Here is a 17,786-nt window from a genome sequence, read left to right as displayed (position 1 = left end):
ATGAGGCCGATCGCCGACTACGGCCTGCTCGGTGACACCCGCACCGCAGCCCTGGTCGCCAGCGACGGCTCGTTGGACTGGCTCTGCGTGCCGCGCTTCGACGGTGAGCCGGTCTTCGGCCGACTCGTCGGGGGACCGGCCGCCGGGTCGTTCCGGGTCGGACCCGCCGGCGCCGCCCCCGTCGTGGAGCGGCACTACCTCCAGCACACGACGACGCTGCAGACCACCTGGGCCACCCCGAGGGGCCGGCTCACCCTCACCGAGGGCATGGTGGCCGAGGTTGCCGGTCGGCTGCTGCCGGCCACCGTGCTGGTGCGCAGGCTGTCCGCGGAGGGCGGGCCTGCCGAAGCCGTCCTCGAGGTCGACCCCCGCCTCGGCGAGCGTCACCGCAGGCCGCGGGTCCGGCGCCGTGGCCAGGACCTGGTGTTCGAGTGGGGGTCGCTGGCTGTCTCGCTCACCAGCGACGCGCCCTCAGCCATCACGGTGGGCAGCCCGGTGCCGGTCACCGTGACGCCCGACCGGCCGGTGACCTTCGTCGTTGCCGTCGCCCACCGCGAACCGCTCATCCACGTGGACCCGCGCCTGGCGTGGCGACTCCTCGCCGAGGACCAGGCCCGGTGGAGGGAGTGGAGCGCGCAGGTCGACCAGGACCTCCCCTTCCGGGAAGCCGTCGTGCGCAGCCTGCTGACCCTGCGGTTGCTGACCTACTCCCCCTCCGGTGCGCCCGTGGCCGCACCGACGACCTCACTCCCCGAGGAAGCCGGCGGCGTGCGGAACTGGGACTACCGGTACGCGTGGCCCCGGGACGCCAGCATCGGCGTGGCCGCCTTCCTCAACGTCGGCAAGGTCCGGGAGGCGCGGGGGTTCCTGTGGTGGCTGCTGCACGCGAGCCGGCTGCAGCGGCCCCGGCTGGCGGTGATGTTCACCCTCGACGGGCGCCCCGCTCCGCCGGAGCGCACCCTGCGTGACTGGCCCGGCTACGCGCACAGCGTCCCGGTGCGGGTCGGCAACGGCGCCGCCGGACAGCACCAGCTCGACGCGTACGGCTGGGTCGTCGACGCCGCCTGGGTCCTGGTCCGGGCCGGGCACCCGCTCTACCCGGAGACGTGGCGGGCGATCCGCGGGTTCGCCGACCTGGTGGCCACCCGCTGGCAGGAACCGGACGCCGGCATCTGGGAGGTCCGCGGGGACGCGGCCCACCACGTGCACTCCAAGCTCATGGGCTGGCTGGCTCTCGACCGGGCCCTGCGCATCGCCGAGACGCACGGGCTCCCGGCCCCGCAACGGCAACGCTGGCTGGCCGCCCGACAGGCCATCGGCGAGCAGGTCAGGCAGCGCGGGTTCGCCCCCGACCTCGGCAGCTACACCCGCATCTACGGCTCGCGCGACCTCGACGCCGCGCTGCTCGTCCTGCCCCTGATCGGCCTGGAGGACCCTCGCTCCCCCCGCGTCCGCGGCACGCTGGCCGCCATCCGCGACCAGCTGTCCGCCGGCGGCCCCCTGCTCCACCGCTACCCGCCGGGAGACGACGGGCTGCCGGGCGGTGAGGGCGCCTTCCTGCCCTGCTCCTTCTGGCTGGTCCAGGCGCTGGCGTGCGCCGGCCTGCGGTCCGAGGCCGGTGAGCTGTTCGAGCAGATGCTCCGGCGGGCGAGCCCCCTCGGCCTGTACGCCGAGGAGATGGACCCGGGCACCGGGGAGCAGCTGGGCAACTACCCCCAGGCCCTCACCCATGCGGCGCTCGTCCAGGCTGCCCTCGCGCTACGGGAGTCCATGGACACCACGCCCGCCCCCGCTGGAGCAGCAGTCCCGGAGTGACCCATCACACCGAGTCAGAGCACGGTGAAGACGAGCACGCCGAGCGCCGGCACCACGAGGGCGGCGAGCACGAGCGGCACCCAGCGCACCGTCACACGCGGCTCGGCCGGCGGGGTGATCTCGCCGCGGGCGACGGCCGCGGCATACGCCGCCTTGGTGTCCTCGATGACGTCGGCGACCGAGCGCGAGGTCACCTTGCGCCCGCCCGGCTCGGGGGCACCGGCGGTGTCCTCCTTGCTGTAGCGGTGCAGGGCCGAGCTCGAGCCGAAGCCGGCCCCGAAGAGGCCGCCGGTCGCACCCTTGGGACGCTCGATCTGCGAGGAGACCGCCCAGGCGGTGTAGCCGCGCTCGCCGGTGAAGACCCGCACGTTCCAGCGCGCCTCGACGTCGATGAGCAGCTGCCACGGCACGTGCACGTCGCGCACGACGTTGCGCAGCGTCACGCCGTCGCCGTCGACGACCACCGCCGGCCGCAGGAACATCGCCCACGAGCCGGCGATGCCCAGCAGCAGGATGCACAGGAACAGCGGCGAGGCGTCGGTGCTCCAGGACAGGAGCATCGAGCCGATGAGCACTGCGGCAGCGGCGATGAACAGCAGGGCGACCAGCTGGGACGAACGCTGGCGGTAGGTCCGGCTGGTGGCGGCGGTGGCGGGAGGGGTCATGACCTCGGGTTCTTCGGGGTGTGGCGCCACGCGTGGGCAGGGCGCCGTTTCGGGGCGTCTAGAAGCACGAGCATAGGCCGATAGACTCGCGCAGTGAGTTCTTCCCCCGCAGCCGAGAGAGCATCCGACCTGCTCGGTGTCGGCACCCTGACCAACGCCGCGCTGACGACGTGGCTCCACGGCCTCCCCGGCGTCGACCAGGTCGGCGCGGAGGCGCGCGCCGCCGGCCTCGGCACCCGCTCGATCAAGACCACCGCCAAGGCGTGGGCGATCGACACCGCGATCGGCATGATCGACCTGACCACGCTCGAGGGCGCGGACACCGAGGGCAAGGTGCGCTCGCTGTGCGCCAAGGCCAAGAACCCCGACCCGTCGGACCCGGCGACGCCGCGCGTGGCCGCTGTCTGCGTCTACAACGACCTGGTCCCCGTGGCCGTGGACGCGTTGCAGGGCACCGGGATCCACGTCGCCGCCGTCGCCACCGCCTTCCCCTCCGGGCGCGCGTCGATGGAGGTCAAGCTGGCCGACACCCGTGACGCCATCAAGAACGGCGCCGACGAGATCGACATGGTCATCGACCGTGGGGCGTTCCTCTCCGGCCGCTACCTGCAGGTGTTCGAGGAGATCGCCGCGATCAAGGCGGTCTGCACCGAGGGGGGTGCCAACGCCCACCTGAAGGTCATCATGGAGACCGGCGAGCTGGTCACCTACGACAACGTCCGTCGCGCGTCGTGGCTGTCGATGCTGGCCGGGGGCGACTTCATCAAGACCTCGACCGGCAAGGTCTCCCCCGCGGCGACCCTGCCCGTCACGATGATCATGCTCGAGGCCGTCCGCGATTGGCGCGAGCTCACCGGCCAGATGGTCGGCGTCAAGCCCGCCGGCGGCATCAAGACGACCAAGGACGCGATGAAGTACCTCGTCATGGTCAACGAGATCGCCGGCGAGGACTGGATCGACCCGGACTGGTTCCGCTTCGGCGCCTCGAGCCTGCTCAACGACCTGCTCCTGCAGCGCCAGAAGCTGGCCACCGGCCACTACTCCGGCGCCGACTACGTCACGATCGACTGAAGACCGCGAGGCGATAACTGTGTCCAAGTTCGAGTACGCGCCCGCGCCCGAGTCGCGCGCGATCGTCAACATCAAGCCCTCCTACGGGCTCTTCATCGGCGGTGAGTTCGTCGAGTCCGAGGGCGGCTCCGCGTTCAAGACCATCAGCCCGGCCACCGAGGAGGTCCTCGCCGAGGTCACCGAGGCCAGCGAGGCCGACGTCGACCGCGCGGTGCGCGCGGCCCGCCGCGCCTACGACGGAGTCTGGGGTCGCCTCTCCGGCGCCGAGCGCGGCAAGTACCTCTTCCGTATCGCGCGCATCCTGCAGGAGCGCGCCCGCGAGTTCGCGGTCCTGGAGAGCATCGACAACGGCAAGCCGATCAAGGAGTCGCGCGACGTCGACGTCCCGCTCGCCGCGGCGCACTTCTTCTACCACGCCGGCTGGGCCGACAAGCTGGACTACGCCGGCCTCGGGGACAACCCGCGCGCCATCGGCGTCGTCGGCCAGGTCATCCCGTGGAACTTCCCGCTGCTCATGCTGTCGTGGAAGATCGCCCCGGCCCTGGCCGCCGGCAACACGGTGGTGCTCAAGCCGGCCGAGACCACGCCGCTCACCGCGCTGCTGTTCGCCGAGGTCTGCCAGCAGGCCGAACTGCCGGCGGGCGTGGTCAACATCCTCACCGGCGCCGGTGACACCGGCCGTGCGGTCATCGAGCACCCCGGCGTCGACAAGGTGGCGTTCACCGGCTCGACCGACGTGGGCAAGGCCATCGCGCGCTCCATCGCCGGCACCCGCAAGCGGGCCACGCTGGAGCTGGGCGGCAAGGCGGCCAACATCATCTTCGACGACGCCGCGGTCGACCAGGCCGTCGAGGGCATCGTCAACGGCATCTTCTTCAACCAGGGCCATGTCTGCTGCGCGGGCTCGCGCCTGCTGGTCCAGGAGTCGGTGGCCGAGGAGGTCGTCAGCCGCCTCAAGCGCCGCCTCAAGACGCTGCGCGTCGGCGACCCGCTGGACAAGAACACCGACGTGGGCGCGATCAACTCCGCCGCCCAGCTGGCCCGCATCCGCGAGCTGTCCGACATCGGCGAGGCCGAGGGCGCCCAGCGCTGGACCGCCCCGTGCGACCTGCCCGACCGCGGCTTCTGGTTCGCCCCCACGGTGTTCACCGGCGTCTCGCAGACCCACCGCATCGCCCAGGAGGAGGTCTTCGGCCCGGTCCTGTCGGTGCTGACCTTCCGCACCCCGCAGGAGGCGGTGGCCAAGGCCAACAACACCCCCTACGGCCTGTCCGCCGGCGTGTGGACCGAGAAGGGCTCACGCATCCTCTGGATGGCCGACCAGCTGCGCGCCGGCGTGGTCTGGGCCAACACCTTCAACCGCTTCGACCCGACCTCGCCCTTCGGTGGCTACAAGGAGTCCGGCTACGGCCGGGAGGGTGGCCGCCACGGCCTCGAGGCCTACGTCACGACAGGAGCCGCCAAGTGAGCCCCGCCGCAACCCGGAAGAAGGCGACCACCGAGGCCGCCGAGCCGCGGGTGGAGATCCGCAAGACCTACAAGCTCTACGTCGGCGGCGCGTTCCCCCGCAGCGAGTCCGGTCGCACCTACGAGGTCACCGACAGCCGCGGCCGGTTCCTGGCCAACGCGGCCATGGGCTCGCGCAAGGACGCCCGTGACGCGGTCGTCGCCGCGCGGGGCGCGTTCGCCAAGTGGGCCGGCGCCACGGCATACAACCGCGGGCAGGTGCTCTACCGCGTCGCGGAGCTGATGGAGGGCCGGCGCGCGCAGTTCGTCGCCGAGGTCGCTGCGGCCGAGGGCGTCACCGCCGCCAGGGCGGAGACGCTGGTGTCGCAGGCGATCGACCGGTGGGTCTGGTACGCCGGGTGGCCGGACAAGCTGGCCCAGGTCCTCGGCGGCCTGAACCCGGTGGCGGGCCCGTACTTCGACATCTCGGCCCCCGAGCCGACCGGTGTCGTGGCCGCCCTCGCGCCGCAGAAGTCCTCACTGCTCGGCCTGGTGTCGGTGCTCGCGCCGATCGTGGTCAGCGGCAACACCGCCGTCGTCCTCGCCAGCGAGGACCGGCCGCTGCCGGCGATCACCCTCTCCGAGGTGCTGGCCACCTCCGACGTGCCCGGCGGCGTGATCAACCTGATCACCGGCCGGACCGCCGAGGTGGCTCCGTGGCTGGCCTCTCACATGGACGTCAACGCCATCGACCTCGCCGGCGCGGCCGGGGCCGAGGGCGTGGCGTGGGGCGACCTGGAGCTGGCGGCCACCGACAACCTCAAGCGGGTCGTGCGCCCGGCCGGCACCGGCGAGTCCGCCGTCGAGCCGGACTGGTCCATCACGCCGGACCTCTCGCGGATGCGGGCTTACCTCGAGACCAAGACGGTCTGGCACCCCAAGGGCGTCTGAGCACCCCCGAACCCCTGACCCGAGGGACCTCGCGCACCGCGCGGGGTCCCTCGGCGCGTTCCGTGCCCCGCCGCGGTCACCAGCGCAGGCCGGCCGCGCTCAGCTCCGCCTCGGTGGCCAGCCGCTCGGCCTGCCCGAACGGGTCACGCTCCGGGGCAGGCACGCCCAGCGCGCTGCAGGCGTCGCGGAGCGCATGGTCATAGGCCCAGCTCACCGCGAGCAGCCGGTGGTAGAGCGCGGGGATGTGCGGGTTGGCCAGCAGCCGCGCCCGCTCGACGTCGAGGCGGTGCAGGTCGGCGCAGATCCGCTCCAGCGACGGCGCCGTCGGCTGCGGCGGCACGCGTGAGACTCCCAGTGCGTGCCCCAGTGCAACGACGACACGCACCGTCGCCGCAGTGGCCCGGTGCAGGCTGCCCATGCCTCCAGCATGCGCCGCGGTATGCCGGCCGCGCCAGCAGTCGCGACCCTTCCGTGACCTCTGTCCCCCCTCACTCTCGACGTGAAGGGGAGGTGGCCGGACGGCATACAATCTGGGTCCGTGCCTGCTGATCCCGCCCCGGTGTCCGTGCACGACTCCCCCGCCGCGCCGACGGGTCCGCCGGCGTCGGAGGTCCGCCGCCGGGTGGTCGTCCTGGCCGGGCCGAGCGGGTCGGGCAAGTCGCGGCTGGCGCGCCGGCTCACCGAGCGGCACGGCTGGCCCGTGGTCCGCCTCGACGACTTCTACCGCGACGGTGACGACCCGCTGCTGCCGGTGCTGGAGATGGGCATCGTCGACTGGGACCACCCCGACTCCTGGCACGCCGACCGGGCCGTGGCCGCGCTGACCGAGCTGGTGACGCACGGGCGGGTGCGGGTGCCGCAGTACGACATCAGCGCCTCACGGGCGACCGGGCACGCGACCGTCCACGCCGGGCCGGGCGACGTCATCCTGGCCGAGGGCATCTTCGCCGCCGAGGTCGTGCCGACGCTCGCGGCGCAGGGCCTGCTGCTGGAGGCGTTCTGCGTGCGGCACAACCGGTGGCTGACGTTCTGGCGCCGCTTCCTGCGCGACCTGTCCGAGCGACGCAAGCCGCCGCGGGTGCTCTGGCGGCGCGGCCTGCTGCTGTGCCGCCAGGAGCCCGGGATCGTCGCCCGCCAGGAGTCCCTGGGTGCCCGTGCCTGCACTCCCGCGCAGGCCGAGCGGCTGCTCGCCGGGCACGCGGTCAACACCTGATCCCTCCCGTTCGAGCGCTCACAGGAGACTGATAGATTCCGCGCGATCCGGACAATTCGTGACGGATCGCACATCCATCTTCTCAGTCCGGGGGTACCTCCATGTCCACGTCCATCCGCCGCGTCCCAGCCCTGTCCGCGCTCGCCCTCGCCGGCCTCCTCGCCCTGACCGGCTGCGGCCCGGCCGCGACCGGCGCGGCCACGTCGAAGGCCAGCACCACCACGACGAAGGCTGCGAGCAAGCCGGCCGCCGACGTCCTCTACAAGCAGGCCCGCGCGAGTGCCCTCGCCGCGTCCAGCGTGCACCTCAAGGGCGACATGATGTCCGACGGCGAGCACCTGATGCTGGACCTCGCGGGCACCAAGGCCGGCGACGTGACCGGCAGCGTGGGCGCCGGCGCCGAGGGCACCTTCGAGCTGCGCCGGGTCGGCGGCGCCGTCTACATGCGCTCCACCCAGGAGTACTGGCGCAAGAACGCCGGCGCCGAGGTGGCGCAGATGATCGGCAACAAGTACTTCAAGCTGCCGGCCGACGCGGCCAAGGGCATGGACGACCTCACGGTCACCTCGCTGCTCAAGAGCATGTTCGAGGACAAGAGCATGCCGGCCTTCGCCAAGCTGACCACGAAGGTCGAGGCGGGCACCGTCAACGGCCAGGCCGCGTGGGTGCTCAGCGACCGGGTCGGCGGCGACGAAGCACACCTCTACATCGCCGCCGACGACACCCACCACCTGCTCCGCGTGTCCATGCCCACCGGCAAGGACAAGGGCACGATGGACTTCACCGAGTGGGACGCCGTCCAGCCGATCGCCGCGCCCACGGCCAGCCAGATCGCCAAGATCCCCGGGATGTGACGGGCTGACGCTACTGCCTGCGCCATGACCTCTGATGGGCGATCATGGCGTGAGCCACGCACGGGATACGGGGGTTGAGATGACGGAGCACGGCGGCTACCCGCCTCCGGGCCAGGCGTACCCGCCTCCGGGCCACCCCGGTGCCACCGCGCCCGGTGCCGCCCCCGCGTTCACGCCGGGAGCGGCACCGGCCGGGGGCCACCCCGCGGCCCCGGCCTACGCGATGCCGGTGCTGCACAAGCCGGGCATCGTCGCCCTCCGGCCGCTCGGCCTCGGCGACGTCATGGACGGGTCGGTCAAGGCGATCCGGCGCAACCCCGGGGCCACCCTGGGGCTGTCCGCGCTGGTCATCCTGGCCTGCCTCATCCCCTCGGCCGTCATCTCCACCCTGCTGACGATGGTGTCGGTGCCGTCACCGAACGACACCTCGAGCATGGACAGCGTCGGCACCGTGCCGGCCAGCCTGGCGCAGTGGCTGTTCACCTGGCTGGCCACCGGGCTGCTCAGCGGGCTGCTGGTCCACGTGATCGGCGAGGCCGTCCTCGGCCGCCGGACCACGATGGGGCGCACCTGGTCGAGCACCCGGCGCCGGCTGCTGCCGGTCCTGGGAGCACAGCTGCTGGTGGGCCTGACGATCCTGGTGCCGACCCTGCTCGTCGTCGGCGGCGCCATCCTCCTCGCCTTCACCGTCAACGGCAGGGTGGGCGTGCTCGTGGGGGTCCTCGGCGGGCTCCCGTGCGCCGCCGCCGCGATCTGGCTCAGCACCCGCACCGCGCTCGCGGCGCCCACAATCGTCCTGGAGGGGGCGGGGGTCCGGCAGGGGCTGCGCCGCTCCTTCGCCCTGACCCGGGGGGCCTTCTGGCGCACCTTCGGCATCATCGTGCTCGTGTCGGTGATCGCCGCGATCGCCGGGTCGATGCTGGCCGTCCCCTTCTCGCTGGTGGGTGTGGTCGGCATGGCGGCCACCGGCGACAACCTGCAGAGCGGCCTGGTGATGATGGTGCTCGCCTCCCACCTGGGCCAGATCGTGTCCGGCACCCTGACCACCCCGTTCACCGCGGGGGTGGTCGGCCTGCTCTACATCGACCGCCGCATCCGGCTCGAGGGCCTGGACGTGACGTTGATCCGTGCCGCCGCCGACGCCGCGGGACGCCGGGGCTGAGACGCGAGCCATGAGCCGACCGGTCCTCCTGCCGCGCGCCCTCGAGCCCTCACCCGGGCAGGCCCGCGCCTGGCTGCGCCAGGAGCTCACCAGACCGGCGTACCACCACCAGGCCCCCCTCCTGCAGCGGATCATGGACTGGCTGCAGGAACAGTGGAACCGGCTGTTCGAGCAGAGCCAGACGAGCGCGGCGGGCTGGTCGCCCCTGGTCACCGCCGTCGTCGCCGCCGCCGTCATCGCCCTGCTGGCCTTCGTGCTGCCCCGGGTCCGGCGGGAGCGCCGGCTCCCCGGCCGCGGCGCGGCCGTGCTCACCGACCCCCTGACCACGGCCGCCATGTATCGCGCGCGGGTCGCCGCAGCGCTCGCCGAAGGCCGCTTCGACGACGCCCTGGCCGACGCCTACCGCGCGCTGACCCGTGAGGCGACCGACCGGACCCTGCTGGAGGACACCCCGGGCAGCACCGCCCACGAGGTGGCCCTGGCCCTGGTGCCCCGGTTCCCCGACGAGGTCGACGCCCTGCGCCGGGCCGCGGACCGGTTCGACGCCGTGCGCTACGGCGAGCGCCACCTCGGCCGCGCCGACGCCGAGGAGGTCGTGGCGCTCGACGCCCGGCTGACCCGCGCCCGGCCGGTGCTGACCTGCGCCGACCCCGCGGTGGCGGCGCCGTGACCGTCCTCGAGGACCCCACCGTGACCGGGACCGGCACCGGCTCCGCGTCCCTGGGCTGGCCGGCGCGTCTGCGACGACACCGCACCGCGGCCGCCATCGGGCTGCTCGTCGTGCTCGGTGCCGTGGTGCTGACGATGTTCACCGGCACCTCCGCGGAGAACACCACGCCCCTAGACCCCGACTACGCGGGTCCCGGCGGCGCCCGTGCGGTGGCCGAGGTGTTGCGACAGCACGGGGTGCGCGTCGACGTGGTCCGTTCCGAGGCCGACCTGCTCGCCTCCGGCGTCGATGCCGACACGACGGTCCTGGTCACCAGCACCACGAACCTGTCGCGCACCACGGCGGCACACCTCGGCCGCCACGCCCGGGGGGCGTCGTCGATCGTGCTGCTCGACCCCGGCCAGGACGTCACCGAGGGTCTGGGCCTGCCGGTCGACGTGCGTGCCGGCCCGGTCTGGGACGCGGTCCCCGCCGGCTGCGACGAGCCCTCCCTGGGGCGCGACCTGGAGATCTCGGGCGGGGACCGGGTCTACCTGCCACGGCACTACTTCCCGCCCACCGTCACCACCTGCTTCGCCGACCTCGGCGGCGGCATCATGGCCTCGGTGGACGCGTCCGCATCACACCCCAGGGTCGTGCTGCTGGGCAGCCCCGAGACGCTGGCCAACGGCAGCATCCTGCGCGCGGACAACGCCGCGATCGCGCTGCGGCTGGCCGGTCGCACCGACCGCGTGCTGTGGTACGTCGCCAGCGACCTCGACGTGCCGGTCACCGACCCCACCTCGCTCGACACCCTGTTGCCCCGGTGGCTCACGCCCGGGCTGGTGCTGGGCGCCAGCGCCGTGCTGGCCCTCATGCTCTGGCGCGGCCGGCGGCTCGGCCGCCTCGTCGTCGAGCCGCTGCCGGCGGTGGTCAGCGCGACCGAGACCACCCGCAGCCGCTCCCGCATGTACCGCAGGGCCGGGGACCGCACCCGGGCCGCGGCCGTGCTGCAGGCCGGCACGCGAACCCGGCTCACGGCATACCTCGGGCTGCCGCGCGGCACCGCCCCGGCCACTCTCGCCGCCGCGGTCGCGGCGGTGACCGGCCGTCGCATCGACGAGGTCGGCGCCGCGCTGACCCGGCCACCCGTCGACGACTCGTCCCTGATCGCCCTCGGCCAGCTGCTGGCCACCCTGGAGAAAGAGGTCCGCCGACCATGACCGAGACCAGCACGGTGACGTCGTCCACCCGAGCGCGCGAGGCCCTCATGGCCGTGCGGCACGAGGTCGCCAAGGCCGTCGTCGGCCAGGAGGCCGCCGTCTCGGGCGTGATCATCGCCCTGCTCGCGCGCGGGCACATCCTGCTCGAGGGCGTGCCCGGCGTGGCCAAGACCCTGCTCGTGCGGTCGCTGGCCGCGGCGCTGGACGTGCAGACGAAGCGGGTGCAGTTCACCCCCGACCTCATGCCCGGCGACATCACCGGGTCGCTGGTCTACGACGTGCACTCGGCCGAGTTCTCCTTCCGTGAGGGCCCGGTGTTCACCAACCTGCTGCTGGCCGACGAGATCAACCGCACGCCGCCCAAGACCCAGGCCTCGCTGCTGGAGGCGATGGAGGAGCGGCAGGTCTCCGTCGACGGGCTCCCCCGCCCGCTGCCGGCGCCGTTCCTCGTCGCCGCGACGCAGAACCCCGTGGAGTACGAAGGCACCTACCCGCTGCCGGAGGCCCAGCTCGACCGGTTCCTGCTCAAGGTGCAGCTGCCGTTGCCGCCGCGAGAGGACGAGGTCACCGTCCTGACTCGTCACGCCGAGGGCTTCGACCCGCGCGACCTCGCCGGCGCCGGCGTGCAGGCCGTCGCCGGGGCGCAGGACCTCGCCGCGGGCGCGGAGGCGGTGCGCCGGGTGACCGTCTCCCCGGAGGTGGCCGGCTACATCGTCGACATCGCCCGGGCGACGCGTCAGTCGCCGTCGCTGGCCCTGGGCGTCAGCCCGCGTGGCGCCACCGCCCTGATGACCACGAGTCGGGCCTGGGCCTGGCTCAACGGCCGCGACTTCGTCACCCCCGACGACGTCAAGGCCCTCGCCCAGGCCACGCTGGCGCACCGCCTGCAGCTGCGTCCCGAGGCCGAGCTCGAAGGGGTCAACGTGGCCTCGGTGCTCGCCAGCGCCCTGTCCGCCGTGCCCGTCCCCCGCTGACCATGTCCGCGAGCGGTATGCCGTGTGCCCACCTCCCCGGAGGCGGTGGGCCGTCGTGGCGCTGACCGGTCGGGCACCGCTGGCGATCCTGCTGGGGATCGTGCCGGTCCTGCTCTGGCCCACCGGGTCCACCGTCACCACTTGGTGGGCGGTGGTCGTGCTCGCCGTCGTCCTCGACCTGGTGCTGGCGGTCAGCCCCGGCAGGCTCGTGCTCGAACGCCGCCCGAGCGGCCAGGTCCGCCTCGGGGAGAGCGGGGAGAGCTCGCTGCTGCTGACCAACCCGACCGGCCGGCGCCTGCGGGCCGTGGTGCGCGACGCGTGGCAGCCCTCGGCCGGTGCGGCGGGCGAACGGCATACCGTCTCGGTGCGGGCCGGTGAGCGCACGCGGCTGACGACCCGGCTGACCCCCACTCGGCGCGGCGACCGGCGGGCCGACCGCGTGACCGTGCGCAGCCTGGGGCCGCTCGGGCTGGCCGGCCGGCAGCGCTCGCTGGACGTGCCCGGGGTCGTGCGCGCGCTGCCGCCCTTCACCTCCCGCAAGCACCTGCCCAGCCGCCTGGCCACCCTGCGCCAGCTCGACGGTCGCTCGGCGGTGCGGGTGCGCGGTCAGGGCACCGAGTTCGACTCGCTGCGCGACTACGTCGTCGGCGACGACGTGCGCAGCATCGACTGGCGGGCGACCGCCCGGCGCGGCGGCGTCGTCGTGCGGACCTGGCAGCCCGAGCGGGACCGGCGGGTCATCCTCGTGCTCGACACCTCCCGGACCTCGGCCGGTCGGGTCGACGACGGCCCGCGGCTGGACGCCTCGATGGACGCCGCGCTGCTGCTCGCGGCCCTGGCGTCCCGCGCCGGGGACCGGGTGGACCTGCTGGCCGGCGACCGGGTGGTCCGGGCCAGGGTGACCGGCGCCTCACGCACCGAGCTGCTCGGTGACCTCGTCACGGCCATGGCGCCGCTGGAGCCGGCCCTGCTGGAGGCCGACTGGTCGGCGCTGGCCGGGGCCGTGGGCGGGCTGAGCAGGCGGCGCTCCCTGGTGGTGCTGCTGACCACGCTGGAGCCCGCGGCCGTCGAGGAGAGCCTGTTGCCCACCCTGGCCACCCTCACCCGGCACCACCAGGTGGTGCTGGCCTCGGTCGCGGATCCCGAGCTCGCGCGCATGGGCCGGACGCGTGACAGCGTCCAGACGGTCTACGACGCGGCCGCCGCGCAGCGCACCACCGCGCTGCGGGAGCGCACCGGCGAGGTGCTGGGCCGGCTCGGGGTGCACGTCCTGGACGCCCCGCCCGCGGACCTGCCGGTCGCGCTGACCGACCACTACCTGCTGCTGAAGTCCCGCGGCCTGCTCTGACTCCTGATGGCGGCCCACCGGGCTACGTCACGGTGAGTATTGACCCCGGCACCTTCGGCGAGAAGCGTGGCTCGGGACGGCAGCGCCGTCGGGACGCTGCCTCGAGCAGAGGAGCGCGTCGTGTACGCACGTACCAGCAGCATGCAGGCGGACCCTGCCCGGATCGACGACGGCCTCGCCGTCATCCGCGACGAGGTCCTCCCCGCCGTGACCGGCATGGACGGGTGTGTCGGGATGTCGGTCCTGGTGGACCGCGGGTCCGGCCGCTGCATCGCCACGACCGCCTGGCAGTCCGAAGACGCCATGGCGGCGACGGCCGAGGCGGTCCGTCCCCTGCGCAGCCAGGCAGAAGAGGTCCTCGCCGCGGGCGCCAGCGAGGTCGACACCTGGGAGGTCGCGGTGGTTCACCGGGACCACGCCACGCCCAGTGGCGCCTGTGCCCGCATCACCTGGCTGAGCGGTGACCCGGGCAGCGCGGACCGCGCCACGGACATCTTCAAGATGGTCGTCCTCCCACGGGTCCGGGAGCTCTTCGGCTTCTGCAGCGCCAGCCTCCTCATCAACCGCGCGGCCGGCCGGGCCGTCGGGACGATCACCTATGACAGCCGGGCAGCCCTCGAGGCCAGCCGTGGGCCCACGGGCAGCATCCGGGACCGGGCCGCGGCGGAGTCCGGCGCCATGGTCGACGACGTCGCCGAGATGGAGGTCGCGCTCGCGCACCTGCACGTGCCCGAGATGGCCTGACCCGGCGACCTTCCGTTCGGGCGGGTGGGCTCTGCCTGGGAAGGGTGCGCTCTGCCGAGGATGCAGCCGCGGCAGAGCGCCACGAACCTCGGCAGAGCCGGCATGCCGGTGCCCCCTCAGGCGTGGTCGCGGCTGCCCGCATCGGTCTGCGCGAGGAGATGGATCAGCTGGCCGACCGTTCGCTGCCGGAGCAGGGCCTCGGGCAGGGGCTGGTCGCCCTGGATCCGGTAGCGGTTGCGTCGGCCGTCCTTGTCCTTGTGCACGTAGCCCGCGTCCACCAGGTCGGTGACGATGCCGAAGGCGGCCCGCTCGGTGATGCCGAGAGTGGTGGCGATCTCGCGCAGGCGCACGCCCGGGTCGCGGGCGATGCACAGCAGCGCCTGGGCGTGGTTGGTCAGGAAACCCCAAGGCATGACCGGGATTATACCGGAAGTTCGAATCAAGGAATTGTATTGCTAGTTTCATAGATCCAACGTACTGTCAGTGGTGGAACCGGCGTGCGGACTACGCAGGCCGCTTCAACACCAGGAAGGCACATCATGCGTTGCACACGCATCGCGCTCTACGACATCAAGTCCGGCTCCTTCGACGAGATCGCCGCCCAGGCGCGGACCGGGATGGTGCCGATCTTCCAGAAGAGCGACGGCTTCGTGTCCTACGGGGTGGCCCAGGTCGACAAGGAGGCTTTCGTCTCGCTCAGCACGTGGGAGACCCACGAGCAGGCCAACGCGGCCGCGGTGAAGGCTGCTGACTGGGTGAAGGCCAACAGCCGCGACCGTTTCGCGCTCCGCAAGAGCTACGTCGGCGACCTTGCCATCGACATCGGCTCTGCCAGGCCGGTCGAGCTCGCCCGCTGATCCACCCGCTCGAACCGAGTCCCGCCGCAACCGCGGCGGGGCTCGCTGCAGGTCGCACGGGCGCCCTGACACTGGCAGGCTGGTGACAGGACGTCGGTGCTGTTCCACGTCGGCCTGACCGCAGTCCAGCACCACCCCGGGCGCGGCTCACCAGCAGAGGGAGTTCCCATGGCTGAGTACACCAAGCAGTCCCGGCTCGCGAACGACGGTGTCCACACGCAGTGGCGCGTGCTCGATGAGGCCGGGAACGTCGTGACTCGCGGCCAGGCCTACGCCGGGCAGGACCTCGACGAGCTGGCCCGCTACGCCCTGACGGTCAACCAGCTCGAACCGGCCGACCTACCCGAGGCCTGGACGGCGTGGGAGTAGAGGGCGCGGCCGGCAGCCCCGTCAGCTCGGGAGCCTGGCCGACTGGCTGGCGAGGAGGTCGTCAGCGACGCCCACGTCCACGCCGGGGCCCCGCTCGCGGCCAGCACGACGACACGCACCCCTCGCACGAACCCGACCATGAGCACCGTCCCCTCCCCCTGCGGACCCACGGTCCGTTGCTGCTGCGCCCAGACCTCCGAGGCCCCCGGGACGGCGGGCGGGGCGACCTCGGTCTCGGCGACGAGCCGCACGGACGCGTTGGCGTTCTTCAGTCCCCGGGTCTGGGCCTGGGCCAGCGCCGCACGGGCGTCCTCGGCGGTGGCAAGTGGGGTCACCTGGACCCACAGCCAGCGCTCGCCGTCGGTGAACGAACGCCAGGCCGTGATGCTGCCCAGCTCGGCCGCACGCCTGGCCCACGCGTTGTCGGTTCCCTGCCTGCCCATGCGCCAGGTCCGCGAACCTCGGCAGAGCCGGTATGCCGGCGCCCCCGGTTGGTATGCCGGCCGGTCGCCCAGCCGGGTCAGCCGACGACCGGCGCCTGCGCCCCCGCGTCCTCGGCGCTGACGTCACCGGTGACGCCGCGGCGGACCGCCCACCGGCCCGCGGTGAAGACGTAGGTCAGGAACGCCGCCTCGGCCAGCACGCCGATCCCGACCCGCGCCCACGTCGGCAGCGGCGAGGGCGTCACGAACGCCTCGATCACCCCGGAGACGGCGAGCACCGCAGCCAGGCCCAGCGCCACGGCGATGGCCGAGCGCCCCTCGCGGGCCACCGCCTGCGTGCGGGTGCGCGGCCCGGGCTCGACCCAGGACCAGAACAGCCGCAGCCCGGTCGCCCCGGCGATGAACACCGCGGTCAGCTCGAGGATGCCATGCGGCAGGATCAGCCCGAAGAACACCGACGCGCGGTGGTGGTGGACCATGATCGAGCCGATGATCGCGACGTTGAGGACGTTCTGCCAGAGCAGGTAGATGACCGGCACACCGAGCACCCCGAAGGCGATGCACAGCGCCGAGACCCACGCGTTGTTGGTCCACACCTTCGCCGCGAAGTGCGACGCGGCGTACTCGCTGTAGTAGTGCGCGAAGTCCACCCGGACGAGCCGGTCCACCTCGGCGGGTGAGAGCAGCGAGGACTCCACCGCCGGGTGCGCCAGCAGCCACCAGCCGATGACGAACGCGACCGCCACGTTGGCCAGCGCGGTGACGATCCACCACCGCCGGGTGCGGTAGAGCGCCGCCGGGAAGGTGTCGGTGAAGAACACCGCGAGGTCCCGCCAGGCGACCGACCGGGTGCCGGCCGACCTCGCCCGCGCCCGCGCGAGCAGCGAGGACAGGTAGGTCACCAGGCTGGGGTCCGGCGCCGCGGAGCGCACCACGGACAGGTGGGTGGCCACACGCTGGTAGCGGTCGAGGATCTCGTCGGCTTCCGCCCCGGACAGCCGTCGCTGCCGCGCCAGGGCGTCCAGCCGCTGCCACTCCCCCTGGTGCGCCGCCACGAACGCGTCGAGATCCACGGCGGACAGCCTAGGGCCAGCCCCGGGGCCCTAGGCTGCGAACGTGGACAGCGCAACCCTGGGTGTCGGCGAGGACGACCTCGTCACCGGTGAGGCCGTCGCCCTCGACCTGCCCGCGGCCGGCCTCGGCATGCGGGTGCTCTCGGGGGCCCTCGACCTGTTGCTCGGCGGCGTGGTGCTCATCGCGCTGCTCTGGCTCGCGATGCTGCTCACCAGCGAGGCCGACGACGCAGTGGTGGCCACGATCTTCCTCACCGCCACCGTGGCGGCCATGGTCGTGCTGCCGACCACCGTCGAGACGCTCACCCGGGGCCGCAGCCTGGGCAAGGCGGCCACCGGCCTGCGCACCGTGCGCGACGACGCCGGCCCGATCAGCTTCCGGCACGCGCTCACCCGGGCGCTGATCGGCGTGGTCGAGCTGTGGATGTTCAGTGGCGTGCCCGCGGTGGTGTGTGCCGTGGCCACCTCGCGCGGCAAGCGCTTCGGCGACCTGGCCGCCGGCACCTACGTCGTGCGCGAGCGGGTGCGTCCGCAGCTCCTGGCACCGCCGCAGATGCCGTGGCAGCTCGCGTCGTGGGCGACCACCGCGGACCTCGCCGCCCTGCCGGACCACCTGGCCATGGCCACGCGGCAGTTCCTCGCCCGCGCCGGCCAGATGAGCACCGCCGCCCGCACCCAGATCGGCCAGGAGCTGCTCACCGACGTGATGCGGTATGCCGCGCCGCCGCCTCCCCCGGGCAGCCACCCCGAGGCGGTGCTCGCCGCGGTACTCGCCGACCGCCGCCGCCGCGACACCGAGCGGCTCTGGCGTGAGGACCAGCTGCGCCGGCGCCTCATGCCGCCGGAGACGCTCGCCTGACGCCGGCTCGCCGGGTCATCCGTCCTTCCCGGCCGACCGGGCTCCCCCACCCTTGTTGCGCCGAGCTGGA

General features: G+C 73.3%; 20 protein-coding genes. 15 read left to right on the top strand and 5 right to left on the bottom strand.

What is annotated here, in order from left to right; all coding sequences use genetic code 11:
* Window positions 1-1,815 carry a glycoside hydrolase family 15 protein gene (locus VF825_RS13695; protein WP_331114208.1) on the top strand — a complete coding sequence of 605 codons (1,815 nt, stop codon included), beginning with the start codon at window positions 1-3 and terminating at the stop codon, window positions 1,813-1,815.
* A 14-nt stretch (window positions 1,816-1,829) separates the two neighbouring features.
* Here VF825_RS13695 and VF825_RS13690 read toward each other — a convergent pair whose 3' ends face one another.
* Window positions 1,830-2,480, bottom strand: coding sequence for a PH domain-containing protein (locus VF825_RS13690; RefSeq protein WP_331114206.1), 651 nt, complete (start codon window positions 2,478-2,480; stop codon window positions 1,830-1,832).
* A 93-nt stretch (window positions 2,481-2,573) separates the two neighbouring features.
* Between VF825_RS13690 and deoC the strand changes: the two genes are divergently transcribed.
* The 3 genes from deoC to VF825_RS13675 are packed head-to-tail and all read left to right on the top strand — an operon-like array spanning window position 2,574 to window position 5,948.
* Window positions 2,574-3,551, top strand: a complete 978-nt coding sequence (gene deoC, locus VF825_RS13685; RefSeq protein WP_414695855.1) for a deoxyribose-phosphate aldolase — start codon at window positions 2,574-2,576, stop codon at window positions 3,549-3,551.
* 19 nt (window positions 3,552-3,570) lie between these two features.
* The gene (locus VF825_RS13680) at window positions 3,571-5,019 is read left to right on the top strand and encodes an aldehyde dehydrogenase family protein (protein WP_331114204.1); all 1,449 of its coding nucleotides are present in this window, start codon (window positions 3,571-3,573) and stop codon (window positions 5,017-5,019) included.
* Window positions 5,016-5,948 (top strand): aldehyde dehydrogenase family protein, encoded by a 933-nt coding sequence (locus tag VF825_RS13675; RefSeq protein ID WP_331114202.1) that lies wholly within the window; start codon window positions 5,016-5,018, stop codon window positions 5,946-5,948. The genes VF825_RS13680 and VF825_RS13675 overlap by 4 nt, the downstream gene beginning before the upstream one ends.
* A gap of 76 nt (window positions 5,949-6,024) precedes the next feature.
* Here the strand turns inward: VF825_RS13675 and VF825_RS13670 are convergent, their stop codons facing one another.
* Entirely contained in the window at window positions 6,025-6,366 is a 342-nt protein-coding gene (locus VF825_RS13670; protein ID WP_331114200.1) for a hypothetical protein, read from the bottom strand.
* Window positions 6,367-6,486: 120 nt separating this feature from the next.
* On the opposite strand from VF825_RS13670, the gene VF825_RS13665 reads away from it, so the two are divergent.
* The 8 genes from VF825_RS13665 (at window position 6,487) to VF825_RS13630 (ending at window position 14,115) form a co-directional block, all read left to right on the top strand.
* Window positions 6,487-7,161: a uridine kinase family protein gene (locus VF825_RS13665; RefSeq protein WP_331114198.1), complete on the top strand. Its 675-nt coding sequence runs from the start codon at window positions 6,487-6,489 to the stop codon at window positions 7,159-7,161.
* Window positions 7,162-7,262: 101 nt separating this feature from the next.
* Window positions 7,263-8,015: a hypothetical protein gene (locus tag VF825_RS13660; protein WP_331114196.1), complete on the top strand. Its 753-nt coding sequence runs from the start codon at window positions 7,263-7,265 to the stop codon at window positions 8,013-8,015.
* A gap of 79 nt (window positions 8,016-8,094) precedes the next feature.
* Entirely contained in the window at window positions 8,095-9,177 is a 1,083-nt protein-coding gene (locus VF825_RS13655) for a glycerophosphoryl diester phosphodiesterase membrane domain-containing protein (protein ID WP_331114194.1), read from the top strand.
* Window positions 9,178-9,187: 10 nt separating this feature from the next.
* Entirely contained in the window at window positions 9,188-9,847 is a 660-nt protein-coding gene (locus tag VF825_RS13650) for a DUF4129 domain-containing protein (protein WP_331114192.1), read from the top strand.
* Window positions 9,844-11,049: a DUF4350 domain-containing protein gene (locus VF825_RS13645; protein ID WP_331114190.1), complete on the top strand. Its 1,206-nt coding sequence runs from the start codon at window positions 9,844-9,846 to the stop codon at window positions 11,047-11,049. The genes VF825_RS13650 and VF825_RS13645 overlap by 4 nt, the downstream gene beginning before the upstream one ends.
* On the top strand, window positions 11,046-12,023 hold the full coding sequence (locus VF825_RS13640) for a MoxR family ATPase (protein ID WP_331114188.1): 978 nt from the start codon (window positions 11,046-11,048) through the stop codon (window positions 12,021-12,023). Before VF825_RS13645 ends, VF825_RS13640 begins: the two co-directional genes overlap by 4 nt.
* A 55-nt stretch (window positions 12,024-12,078) precedes the next feature.
* Entirely contained in the window at window positions 12,079-13,371 is a 1,293-nt protein-coding gene (locus VF825_RS13635) for a DUF58 domain-containing protein (RefSeq protein WP_331114186.1), read from the top strand.
* A gap of 120 nt (window positions 13,372-13,491) precedes the next feature.
* Entirely contained in the window at window positions 13,492-14,115 is a 624-nt protein-coding gene (locus VF825_RS13630) for a hypothetical protein (protein WP_331114184.1), read from the top strand.
* Between the two features lie 116 nt (window positions 14,116-14,231).
* On the opposite strand, the gene VF825_RS13625 is transcribed toward VF825_RS13630, so the two are convergent.
* A complete protein-coding gene (locus tag VF825_RS13625) occupies window positions 14,232-14,528 on the bottom strand; it encodes a helix-turn-helix domain-containing protein (RefSeq protein WP_331114182.1) in 297 nt (98 codons plus the stop codon).
* Window positions 14,529-14,654: 126 nt separating this feature from the next.
* Between VF825_RS13625 and VF825_RS13620 the strand changes: the two genes are divergently transcribed.
* Together VF825_RS13620 and VF825_RS13615 are read left to right on the top strand one after the other, a co-directional pair.
* The gene (locus VF825_RS13620) at window positions 14,655-14,972 is read left to right on the top strand and encodes a hypothetical protein (RefSeq protein ID WP_331114180.1); all 318 of its coding nucleotides are present in this window, start codon (window positions 14,655-14,657) and stop codon (window positions 14,970-14,972) included.
* Between the two features lie 168 nt (window positions 14,973-15,140).
* Window positions 15,141-15,341, top strand: coding sequence for a hypothetical protein (locus VF825_RS13615; protein WP_331114178.1), 201 nt, complete (start codon window positions 15,141-15,143; stop codon window positions 15,339-15,341).
* Here the strand turns inward: VF825_RS13615 and VF825_RS13610 are convergent.
* Together VF825_RS13610 and VF825_RS13605 are read right to left on the bottom strand one after the other, a co-directional pair.
* Window positions 15,275-15,784, bottom strand: coding sequence for a hypothetical protein (locus tag VF825_RS13610; RefSeq protein ID WP_331114176.1), 510 nt, complete (start codon window positions 15,782-15,784; stop codon window positions 15,275-15,277). The two genes, VF825_RS13615 and VF825_RS13610, sit on opposite strands and share 67 nt — an antisense overlap.
* Window positions 15,785-15,861: 77 nt before the next feature.
* Window positions 15,862-16,857, bottom strand: a complete 996-nt coding sequence (locus VF825_RS13605; protein WP_331114174.1) for a stage II sporulation protein M — start codon at window positions 16,855-16,857, stop codon at window positions 15,862-15,864.
* A gap of 43 nt (window positions 16,858-16,900) precedes the next feature.
* Between VF825_RS13605 and VF825_RS13600 the strand changes: the two genes are divergently transcribed.
* Window positions 16,901-17,716: an RDD family protein gene (locus VF825_RS13600; RefSeq protein WP_331114172.1), complete on the top strand. Its 816-nt coding sequence runs from the start codon at window positions 16,901-16,903 to the stop codon at window positions 17,714-17,716.
* Window positions 17,717-17,786 lie beyond the last annotated feature (70 nt).

This window comes from Oryzihumus sp. (genome assembly GCF_036391795.1).
Taxonomy (GTDB): domain Bacteria; phylum Actinomycetota; class Actinomycetes; order Actinomycetales; family Dermatophilaceae; genus Oryzihumus.
The sequence above is the reverse complement of the archived record's forward strand: the minus strand, read 5'-3'. Positions and strand labels throughout refer to the sequence as shown.

Coding starts and splice junctions, on each gene's coding strand:
- VF825_RS13695 (WP_331114208.1), top strand. CDS start 1: ATGAGGCCGATCGCCGACTACGGCCTGCTCGGTGACACCCGCACCGCA.
- VF825_RS13690 (WP_331114206.1), bottom strand. CDS start 2,480: ATGACCCCTCCCGCCACCGCCGCCACCAGCCGGACCTACCGCCAGCGT.
- VF825_RS13670 (WP_331114200.1), bottom strand. CDS start 6,366: ATGGGCAGCCTGCACCGGGCCACTGCGGCGACGGTGCGTGTCGTCGTT.
- VF825_RS13660 (WP_331114196.1), top strand. CDS start 7,263: ATGTCCACGTCCATCCGCCGCGTCCCAGCCCTGTCCGCGCTCGCCCTC.
- VF825_RS13655 (WP_331114194.1), top strand. CDS start 8,095: ATGACGGAGCACGGCGGCTACCCGCCTCCGGGCCAGGCGTACCCGCCT.
- VF825_RS13650 (WP_331114192.1), top strand. CDS start 9,188: ATGAGCCGACCGGTCCTCCTGCCGCGCGCCCTCGAGCCCTCACCCGGG.
- VF825_RS13640 (WP_331114188.1), top strand. CDS start 11,046: ATGACCGAGACCAGCACGGTGACGTCGTCCACCCGAGCGCGCGAGGCC.
- VF825_RS13625 (WP_331114182.1), bottom strand. CDS start 14,528: ATGCCTTGGGGTTTCCTGACCAACCACGCCCAGGCGCTGCTGTGCATC.
- VF825_RS13620 (WP_331114180.1), top strand. CDS start 14,655: ATGCGTTGCACACGCATCGCGCTCTACGACATCAAGTCCGGCTCCTTC.
- VF825_RS13615 (WP_331114178.1), top strand. CDS start 15,141: ATGGCTGAGTACACCAAGCAGTCCCGGCTCGCGAACGACGGTGTCCAC.
- VF825_RS13610 (WP_331114176.1), bottom strand. CDS start 15,784: ATGGGCAGGCAGGGAACCGACAACGCGTGGGCCAGGCGTGCGGCCGAG.